The sequence below is a fragment of the Spirosoma soli genome (assembly GCF_042684525.1).
Taxonomy (GTDB): domain Bacteria; phylum Bacteroidota; class Bacteroidia; order Cytophagales; family Spirosomataceae; genus Spirosoma; species Spirosoma soli.
This window is the reverse complement of the sequence record NZ_JBHULN010000018.1, coordinates 127294-136320: the sequence shown is the minus strand read 5'-3', so window position 1 is coordinate 136320 and position 9027 is coordinate 127294. Positions and strand designations below refer to the sequence as shown.

Below are 9027 nucleotides of genomic sequence, written 5' to 3'. Positions count from 1 at the left end.
CTCATCGACAACAAGGTTTTCACAAGTTAAGATGGTATCCTTATAAAAGAGTGCGGTACGGAAATGTGCAATATAAGGTTGAAAGTCAGCTTTGTTCCCCTTTGTAAACCTATATCAGTAGCATACGCGAATTTTATACTAAATGAGATATATTTTTTGTGCATTATGCTTCTTAATCTTCCTTTTGTTTAATGCCTGTTATGAGACTAAACAGCCAAAATTCGGATGGGATTATAATCAGCAGAGAAAGAAATTAGACTTACCCTTACTACAAACCGGATGGCAGTTATCGAGTATAAGGCTTAATGAACAGGGGCAGGATACGGAAGTTTGGCGGACTCCAGGCGAGCTGACGTTTCCCTGCCATGAGATGAAGATAGTTTCATCAAGAAACGATACACTACAAGCTGAGACCGATTTTTATTATGGAGCAAACACATTCAATACGTTCGACGGGACCGTTCGAGAAAGATTAATCGTCCGTTTCAATTACGTTGATTGGAGGGAAGCTTCCCTGCTTCATAAAAAAGGATGGGAGTGTGAACTTACGACCGCTAGTAAGCAGTCGTATAAGAACGATCTACCCAGTCCTATTGGCCTCACTTTAATTCAGGCTGAGTCTGTTTTGAACGCTTGGCACATAAAGAGGCTTTAGCATAAACATTTAGTATTATTCCAATCGACCATAACGTTTGAGTCGTTTAGTATTACGAGTAAATTTCCCATAACATAATCTGTGTTATAGAACTGCTATAAAAATTATCTAAAAACTGACTTCACCTAGAGTGAGGGAAACCACTGTACTTTTCCATGAAAGCCGCAACCTTAATCCTCCGCCAGCGTCCGCGATATGTTCATGCGGTAAACGCCTAAAGCAGGCAAAGCAGCGGCTAATAAGCCGATGATCACCGCTACGCCTAATAGTCCCCACTCTTCGGGAAGTATCTCAAAAGCTGCCAGGTTATAGTGATACTCCGACGAAACTCTAGTCGAAAACAACCATAAGCCAACGCGGCTTAACAAAATGCCCAGCGTAAAGCCGATCAACGCCAGCACAAGTCCTTCCACTAGCAACATGCCAAACAACTGAACGCGGGTCGCACCCATCGACAGCATGAGCGCCATTTCGTAGCGTCGCTCCTTCAAGGAATTGTAGAGCGATACAAATACGCTAATGCCTGAAATCAGCATGATTACAATGGCCAGTCCACGCAGCGTTTCAACGCCCACACCCAACAAGGAGAATAGCCGGTTTACTTCAATGTTAGGCAAGGCTGCCTGTAGCTTCGAGTTGCTGTTGATGCCACGCGCCAGCATCATACCCAACGGATTTCTGAACTTCACCAGCATGCTCGTAATCTCCCTCGGCGCTTCTTCATGTTCTTCGCCTTCGTGAGCCTCTTCTTCATGAGCTTTCCCTTCTGCCTCGTGCTCCGCATGTTCGTGAATGGCCCACACACTCGACACAGGCGTTAATATAAGCTGATCGGCAACCGTACTAGTCGGGTTCAAAATACCCACAACCTTATACTTACTGTCGGCATGTTCTTCCCCTTCGGCATCAAGTCCGTGCGAACCGGCGAACGTATCACCCAGTTTCAACCCGGCCACTTCGGCCACACGCAGGCCAATAACGGTCTCCAGATCCTGCTGAAACAGTCGCCCTTGTCCAACCGTTGCCCCAAAGTGATCAAGGTATTTTTTGTTTGTGCCAACAATGCGGAACGAACGATAATTGTCGCCCATAGCCAGCGGAATGGCCGTCTGGATCATCGGGTTACGAGTTAACCGCTCGGCCTCATCGAGCGGAATGTTGCCTACCGGAGAGTCAATCTGATAAATACTCGATAGAATCAGTTGCAGCGGACTTCCCTTCGCTCCCAGCACCATGTCAACCCCTTTAATATTCTTCCGGAACTGATCATCCAGTTGTTTATTCAGCAGCAGGAGTAACGATATGATGGTAATACCGAATGTCATCAGCAGACCACTCAAAAAACTGCTTAGAGGCTTATCTTTCAGGTTACTCCAACTAATTCGGAACAGATTCATTGGGCGTTAAGAATCAACAGTGAATAAAAGATGCTCGTTTTTTAGGCAGCTAAATCGGCTATAAATCCAGCTTGAAATGATGCGAGGTTATATTGAACCGTTTGCTCAAATATAACCGATGCGCATCGTAGCGGGCGGGGTTCTGACCGGAATCTAGTGAAACGCATTGATAACTACCTTTACGAGCTTCGTCAACCACAAAATCCAGCAGAGCGCTGGCATATCCTTTCCCGCGAGCTTCGGCTATTGTAGAAAGATCATCAATGTACAGCGTTTTACCACTGTAGAGTAAATGCATCGTTCGATACCCAATCACAGCCGGAGCCCTCTCCCCACCGTCGTTGATAAACGCGAGCACAAAGCGTTCATGCTCCTGTTGAAAGCGAATCCGGCTGAATGCTTCGTCGGCGGTTAAGTGTGGACGTAGAAGCAGGAGCGCAGGCAGACACTGACGAATCTCCTGATCAGTTCGAGCAATGGTTACGACCATATCGAGCTGCGAATACGTTGCAACAACTCATCGCCCCCGCGTTCCAAAATACTTTCGGCCAACGAATGGCCCAGTAAAGTGCTCTCCGCCGGTGGTCCCGTGAAGGTTTCACGAATCAGCTCATTACCGTCCAGGCTAATTACTCCGCCGGTTATACTGATTGTTTGTTCGTCGCTCCAGTGGGCCAATGCAAACGTTGGAATACTGCATCCTCCTTCCAGACGTGCCAAAAAAGCCCGTTCAGCTCGTAGACAAATGGCCGTAGGTTCATGAGTTACGACACGCGTAATAGCATCACGGACATCACTGTTTAACGACGACGCAACCTCTATGGCTATGCTTCCCTGGCCAACGGCTGGTGTAAACTCAGCTACGGGCAGGTGTTCAACAATCAGGTCATCATAGCCCATGCGGTGGACACCAGCGTAGGCTAGTAAGAGCGCGTCGCACTGGCCTTCATCGAGTTTCCGAAGTCGAGTTTGCAGGTTTCCCCGCATGTCAACTGCGGTCAGATGCTCGCAGAAGTGCTTAAGCATAGCCACCCGACGCGTTGACGATGTACCAACTCTGAACTCCTCTCCTCCTTTCAGTGACAAGGCTTTGTTACGACTAACCAACACGTCATTGGCCTGCTCTCGCTCTGTGAACGCAATAATTTCTAAATCTGAAGGCAAGCTGGACGGTAAATCTTTAGCACTATGCACCGCAATATCAATACTACCGGCCCGTAACTGATCTTCCAGTTCCTGTGTAAATAGCCCCTTACTACCAATCTTAGCCAGCGACCGATCCAGCACCTGATCGCCTTTGGTTTCGATAAATACTAATTCTGAAGTCAGTTCAGCCGCGTGCAGAAGAGTCTGTACGTGTTCGGCCTGCCACACGGCTAATCGACTGCTGCGCGTTCCGATTCTAATATGCATGATACAACAAAGATACGGGCTTAACGCCACCAAAACCAGGTTACCTGTTTCTTCGATGGTGTGGTGTTTTGTGGAACAAAAACCCCACAAAGCCTACAAACCTCAACAATTTATTTTTGCTGATAATTAGCGTCAAAGTGATCTGGGAAAATAAAAAACACGTATATAAAGCGTCAAAACGGCATTATTGGCCAAAAATTAAAATTATTGGCTGACAGTTTGGCTGGGAAAAGCAAGCCATTTTGCTTAGGCACGGGGTTTGATTAGTAAGTAATACTTGAACAGTAAATAGCAACTCCTATGAAAGCGATAGAAAATGTGTTTCAAGGGACGGGTGGACAGATTGATTTGCTCAATACCCTTTACGGCGGTTCGAGCCAGACGACTATGAACGTCGAGCGCGAAGACGAACGTCTTATAATTACCCTGTCAGCTCCAGGTGTAAGTGCTAACTCTTTTAACGTATTGGTCGAAGGTAACAAGCTAGTTCTATATACATTATTAGTTAGTACATCAGTTAGCCAACAAGAAGACGGCGCCAGTCAGCGTTTAGCTGTACCTATGTTCTTACGTGTTTTAGACATCCCATCGTTTGTCGACGCCGATCAAATTGAAGCGGTACACGAGCATGGCCAGGTTATGGTGATGCTACCCTTTAAAGATGAAGAGCACCTACACCGCCGGATTGACATTAAAGATCTCTTCTAATTGCATTTCCATCCGGGGCCGTTCATTTGCCCTGTAGCCTATAGATCAGATTGCAGGTCGCTTCTACGGAAGTGGCCTTTTTGTTTTATGATTTTTCACAAAAAAAGCCCTGTCAACAATTGACAGGGCTTTTTTAATAATGTACCAGGAGCGGGAGTCGAACCCGCACGGGCTTGTGGCCCACAGGATTTTCGTACCAACTACCGTTTTCACGGCTTGCTGCCCAATGCAGCAATTTGTGGTCTGGACTTTCTCTTCACCCTCGTCTAAATCGTTAGGGTGCCGCCTATTAAGTCTCTACACCTTCCACACCAACCGTTTTGTTGGGGGCTTGGCTCGGGATTGCCAGTCAATTGCTTGATAAGGTTTCCCCGAATTTAAGCGGTTCTACATCGGCCGTTTCCAGCCGAGCACTCAATTTTTTAAGTCCGGCGTGTCTACCAATTCCACCATCCCGGCATTTACGAAAAAAGCACCGTCGGGCGGTGCCTTTTCGTGGAGCGAAAGACGGGGTTCGAACCCGCGACCTCGACCTTGGCAAGGTCGCGCTCTACCAGCTGAGCTACTTTCGCGTTACGTTTCGCCATATCATTAGCGAATTGTGGATGCAAATTTAGGGGGTTTTCGGCGTTTGTCAAGCCCCTTGGCCAAAAAAAATTATCGTTACGTGCGCATCTAACCGCTAAAATCTGACTACGAATGAGTTAAAACGGCTAGCAGTAGAAAAAAAATGTTCTGACAGGCGCCAGACGTCCACATCATTTGCATCGTTGTCCGGTAGTTGATCCAACGGTTATCGTGATAGACACGCCAGAACCATCTCAGGAAAAAGATGACTGCCGGTGACAGCAGCAGCAGATAGATAAAAAAGAAATAATTTCCTCCGAAATAAATGTAGAAAGCTATAATAGACAGCGAGAACATCAACATAGCACAAATAAACGTTCCACGAATGCCCAGCAGCCGACTAATGGTCATGTCTCCCCGGCGGGCATCTTCGGCATGTTGATAGACCTGCGTGACTGGGTACAGCGCTAATAAATTTAACGTCCCGAGTAAACCGCCAAAAAGAAGTTTAGGCTCCCCCACCGCTGATAGAGGTAAATTATTGATGGAAACGTAAATCATGATGTATGTGATGCCGCCTTGCAGCACGCTGATGAGCAACCAACTTAAGATAGGATACTTCTTAAGTCGGATTCGATCGTGGCTGTACGCTTTTGTGATGAAGCCATAAACGAGTAAATACACAACGAAAGCCCAGTTTACGAACGCTCCAATGATCAGCGCCAAAATATCAAGTGCCCACGATACCCAGTAAAGTGTCTTTGTCACGGGCGGGGGCTTTTCCAGTCCCCCAATACTGTCTTCATCTTTATCAAAATAGCTGTTGTAGGCATTGCTGGCGGGGTAAAGTAATAAGTGCACAACGAGAAACACGGTTATAGCTCGCCATGCATCAAGCTTAGGTGATTGACTAAGCGCGAACCAGAAAATAGGAAACATGAAGAACGAAAACGGCACGCGTAGGTGCAGCCAGATGGCGCGGGCATTCATTAGCTATTCGTTGATAAGGTGTGACCAAATTACAGAACTTTCAGTACAGGCTGTAGTTATATGATGTATACAGAGTTGTTCAGAAGTCAATAATCCGTTGCTACGGAATACCCACGAAATGCGAAAACAAGTAAGCGGTTACGTTAACGGCATTGGTACGGCTGTACCGGCCTATTCTTCTACGCAGCAGAAAGCGGCCGAGTTTATGGCCGATGTACTCCAATTGGATGAGCGCGACAGCCGGAGGCTTATGGCTTTATACCGCCACACACGTATCGACCAACGGCATTCAGTATTAGCGGATTACGTTCGGCCTAAAGGCGAATTTACGTTTTATGCAAATACACCAGGCATGGAACCTTTTCCAACGGTAAGTCAGCGAATGGGCGTCTATCGCCAGGAAGCGGTACCGTTGGCCTTACAAGCGATTGACGACTGTTTTCAGAGTTATCCCGATTTTAATCCGCAAACCATAACGCACCTCATTACCGTTAGCTGCACAGGGCTTTATGCGCCTGGTCCCGATATTGAGATTATCGAAGCGCTGGGCCTGCCAACCTCGACCCAACGACTTGCCATCAATTTTATGGGGTGCTATGGCGCGTTCAACGGCCTAAAAACCGCCGATTCAATCGTCCGGGCCGATCCTGACGCTAAGGTACTGGTGGTATGTGTAGAGCTCTGCACAATCCATTTTCAGAAGAAGACAGAAACAGATCACTTGCTATCTAACGCGCTGTTCGCCGACGGTTCAGCGGCCGTGTTAGTTGAAAGCCGTCCTCGACCGGATCAATCGTTTCGCCTGCGGTCGTTTTATTGCGATTTATTGCCCGAAGGTAAGGAAGCAATGGCCTGGCATGTGAGTGATTTTGGCTTCGAGATGACGTTAACGTCGCAGGTGCCAACATTTATCCAGCAGGGTATTGGTCAACTTATGGAGCGCCTGCTCGACCAGTGCAACCTGACGCTCGACGATATTGGCTATTATGCCCTGCATCCGGGCGGACGGCGCATTCTGGAAGTCATTGAAGAACAGTTAGGCATTACCGCTTACGACGACCGCTATGCGTACGAAGTGCTGCGCCAGAACGGGAACATGTCGTCGGCAACGGTACTGTTTGTTTTAAAAGAAATCTGGAATGATCTAACCGCTGGCGAAGCACAGCTTGATCCGGACCGACCCAACATTCTGAGTTGCGCATTTGGCCCCGGCCTAACGCTCGAGTCAATGGTACTAGAGTCAGTAGTAACTCAACCGGAGCTGGTTACTTTAGAATCTTCCAGCGCATTAGCCCAAGTTTTGTAAACATATAAAGCACCGACGTCCGCAAAACGCCGAGGCCGTAGATAGAACTGCGTCGGAAGTTGATTGACGACGCTTCTTCAAAATACTTGGTTGGACACGTCACTTCGCCGATTTCGTAGCCTTTATAAAAAATCTGAGCTATCATTTCATTGTCAAAAATGAAATCGTCGGAGTTATGAGTAAAATCTAAACTACGCAGCACCTCACCCGAAAACGCCCGATAACCCGTATGGTACTCGGAGAGCTTTTGATTCATAAGCAGATTTTGCGTAAATGTCAGAAATCGGTTCGCGATGTATTTATACATGGGCATCCCCCCCTTCAATGCACCTTTACCCAATATACGTGATGCAAACACGACCGGATATAGCCCGTTGCCAATAACGGAAATCATGGCTGGCAGCAGCAGGGGCGTGTATTGGTAGTCGGGGTGAAGCATAACCACAATATCAGCCCCCAGCTCAAGGGCTTTAGCGTAGCATGTTTTTTGGTTACCGCCGTAGCCTTTGTTTCTGTCGTGACGGATCACATGCCGGATGCCTAATTGACGGGCAACTTCGACTGTATTGTCGGGACTGGCATCGTCGACAAGAATAACATCGTCTACTAAATCGAATGGAATTTCACGGTAGGTACGCTCCAATGTCAGAGCGGCCCGGTAGGCGGGCATCACCACAATGACCTTTTTATTATTAAACATGGTTCAAAACTAAGGGATACGTAGCAGTATGCCAATATTTTGCCCAATCAACTCTGCTCGTTCAACAGATTGGGTGTAGTTTTACCTCTGAAATTTCAACTTTCAAGGCTGGGCAAGGTTAAGTTTATGTCTGTGCCGATAGCTTATGTTAACTAGCGAAACTACTTTCTTTTTGGCCTTCGCGGCTTTTGTTCTACTCATAATGGCGCTCGACCTTGGAGCATTCTCCAAGAAACAGAGCCACGTTGTTCATTTTAAAGAAGCCGCTTTCTGGAGTGCCATCTGGGTTGCACTGTCAATTGCGTTTTACTTTTTCCTGAAGAATTATGGTTACCTGGTGCATGGCATCACCGACATGGCCCGACTTGAGGAAGTACAAAGCAAGTATGCAAGCCATGTCGACCTTGTTTCAGGCAATTTTGCGGCCAGTCTGGAGCGTTTTCAGGCGAATATGGCGTTGGAGTACATCACCGGCTATTTGGTCGAATACTCATTGTCGGCCGATAATATTTTTGTTTTTATCTTAATATTCAATTCGTTTGGCGTTCGGGAACGCTATTACAAGAAGATTTTGGTTTGGGGAATTCTTGGTGCCATCGTCTTACGATTTGTTTTCATTTTCGTTGGCTCGGCATTGATTCAGCGATTCGAGTGGATCATGTACCTCTTCGGTGCCTTTCTGGTCTATACTGGTATTCAGCTGTTTTTCCAGAAAGAAGAAGATGAGAAAATTGACCCGAGTAGCCATCCAGTTGTACGGTTTGCCAGCAAATACCTGAATGTGTATAAGCGCAACGTAACCGACAATTTCTTCGTCCGACGCAAATCAGACCGGAAACTGTTTGTTACGCCGTTGTTTATCATTGTTATCGTTGTAGCCTTTACTGATTTAGTATTCGCCGTTGATTCTATCCCAGCTATATTCTCCATCACGAAAGACCCGTACATCGTTTTCTTTTCCAACGTTTTCGCCATCATGGGCCTACGCTCGATGTTCTTCTTCTTGTCGAGCATTATGAGCCAATTCCGCTTCCTGAAAGTAGGCCTGGCCGTACTATTAACATTTATTGGTGTTAAGATGCTGGCCGAGCATTGGCTGGAAGGCATCGGATTTAAACCCGTGTATTCGCTTTATATCATTGTTACGATTTTAGCCGTCAGTATTCTGGCCTCCTGGCTAATACCTGACAAGAGTGGAGAGCACTCCGCGAATCAGCCAAATTCATAAGTTTAGAAGATTGTCAGGATTTTTGGCTTATTGCGTTATACTCCTGGCAATCTTTCTAACACT

At 46.8% G+C, this 9027-nt stretch carries 8 protein-coding genes and 1 tRNA gene; 3 read left to right on the top strand and 6 right to left on the bottom strand.

All coding sequences use genetic code 11. The features are described from left to right. Positions 1 to 825: 825 nt before the first annotated feature. The 3 genes from ACFSUS_RS23195 to hemC are packed head-to-tail and all read right to left on the bottom strand — an operon-like array spanning position 826 to position 3465. The gene (locus ACFSUS_RS23195) at positions 826 to 2052 is read right to left on the bottom strand and encodes an ABC transporter permease (RefSeq protein WP_381526320.1); all 1227 of its coding nucleotides are present in this window, start codon (positions 2050 to 2052) and stop codon (positions 826 to 828) included. A 58-nt stretch (positions 2053 to 2110) separates the two neighbouring features. Next, complete coding sequence (locus ACFSUS_RS23190; protein WP_381526317.1) at positions 2111 to 2542, bottom strand: GNAT family N-acetyltransferase; 432 nt, start codon at positions 2540 to 2542, stop codon at positions 2111 to 2113. Further along, a complete protein-coding gene (gene hemC, locus ACFSUS_RS23185) occupies positions 2533 to 3465 on the bottom strand; it encodes a hydroxymethylbilane synthase (protein WP_381526315.1) in 933 nt (310 codons plus the stop codon). The genes ACFSUS_RS23190 and hemC overlap by 10 nt, the downstream gene beginning before the upstream one ends. Before the next feature lie 300 nt (positions 3466 to 3765). Here hemC and ACFSUS_RS23180 point away from each other — a divergent pair, with 300 nt between their 5' ends. Then, positions 3766 to 4173: an Hsp20/alpha crystallin family protein gene (locus ACFSUS_RS23180; RefSeq protein ID WP_381526314.1), complete on the top strand. Its 408-nt coding sequence runs from the start codon at positions 3766 to 3768 to the stop codon at positions 4171 to 4173. Between the two features lie 496 nt (positions 4174 to 4669). Here ACFSUS_RS23180 and ACFSUS_RS23175 read toward each other — a convergent pair. Together ACFSUS_RS23175 and ACFSUS_RS23170 are read right to left on the bottom strand one after the other, a co-directional pair. After that, positions 4670 to 4745, bottom strand: a tRNA-Gly gene (locus tag ACFSUS_RS23175). A 121-nt stretch (positions 4746 to 4866) separates the two neighbouring features. Further along, on the bottom strand, positions 4867 to 5730 hold the full coding sequence (locus ACFSUS_RS23170) for a UbiA family prenyltransferase (RefSeq protein WP_381526312.1): 864 nt from the start codon (positions 5728 to 5730) through the stop codon (positions 4867 to 4869). A 118-nt stretch (positions 5731 to 5848) separates the two neighbouring features. Between ACFSUS_RS23170 and ACFSUS_RS23165 the strand changes: the two genes are divergently transcribed. Then, entirely contained in the window at positions 5849 to 7036 is a 1188-nt protein-coding gene (locus ACFSUS_RS23165; protein ID WP_381526310.1) for a type III polyketide synthase, read from the top strand. On the opposite strand, the gene ACFSUS_RS23160 is transcribed toward ACFSUS_RS23165, so the two are convergent. After that, positions 6996 to 7736 (bottom strand): glycosyltransferase family 2 protein, encoded by a 741-nt coding sequence (locus ACFSUS_RS23160; RefSeq protein WP_381526308.1) that lies wholly within the window; start codon positions 7734 to 7736, stop codon positions 6996 to 6998. The genes ACFSUS_RS23165 and ACFSUS_RS23160 overlap by 41 nt on opposite strands. Positions 7737 to 7881: 145 nt before the next feature. Here ACFSUS_RS23160 and ACFSUS_RS23155 point away from each other — a divergent pair, with 145 nt between their 5' ends. Beyond that, positions 7882 to 8964 carry a TerC/Alx family metal homeostasis membrane protein gene (locus ACFSUS_RS23155; protein WP_381526306.1) on the top strand — a complete coding sequence of 361 codons (1083 nt, stop codon included), beginning with the start codon at positions 7882 to 7884 and terminating at the stop codon, positions 8962 to 8964. Positions 8965 to 9027: the final 63 nt, after the last annotated feature.

What these genes read in the sequence shown, in the direction of transcription:
- ACFSUS_RS23190 (WP_381526317.1), bottom strand. Translation starts at nt 2,542, where the DNA reads ATGGTCGTAACCATTGCTCGAACTGATCAGGAGATTCGTCAGTGTCTG.
- ACFSUS_RS23170 (WP_381526312.1), bottom strand. Translation starts at nt 5,730, where the DNA reads ATGAATGCCCGCGCCATCTGGCTGCACCTACGCGTGCCGTTTTCGTTC.
- ACFSUS_RS23165 (WP_381526310.1), top strand. Translation starts at nt 5,849, where the DNA reads ATGCGAAAACAAGTAAGCGGTTACGTTAACGGCATTGGTACGGCTGTA.
- ACFSUS_RS23160 (WP_381526308.1), bottom strand. Translation starts at nt 7,736, where the DNA reads ATGTTTAATAATAAAAAGGTCATTGTGGTGATGCCCGCCTACCGGGCC.
- hemC (WP_381526315.1), bottom strand. Translation starts at nt 3,465, where the DNA reads ATGCATATTAGAATCGGAACGCGCAGCAGTCGATTAGCCGTGTGGCAG.
- ACFSUS_RS23195 (WP_381526320.1), bottom strand. Translation starts at nt 2,052, where the DNA reads ATGAATCTGTTCCGAATTAGTTGGAGTAACCTGAAAGATAAGCCTCTA.
- ACFSUS_RS23180 (WP_381526314.1), top strand. Translation starts at nt 3,766, where the DNA reads ATGAAAGCGATAGAAAATGTGTTTCAAGGGACGGGTGGACAGATTGAT.
- ACFSUS_RS23155 (WP_381526306.1), top strand. Translation starts at nt 7,882, where the DNA reads ATGTTAACTAGCGAAACTACTTTCTTTTTGGCCTTCGCGGCTTTTGTT.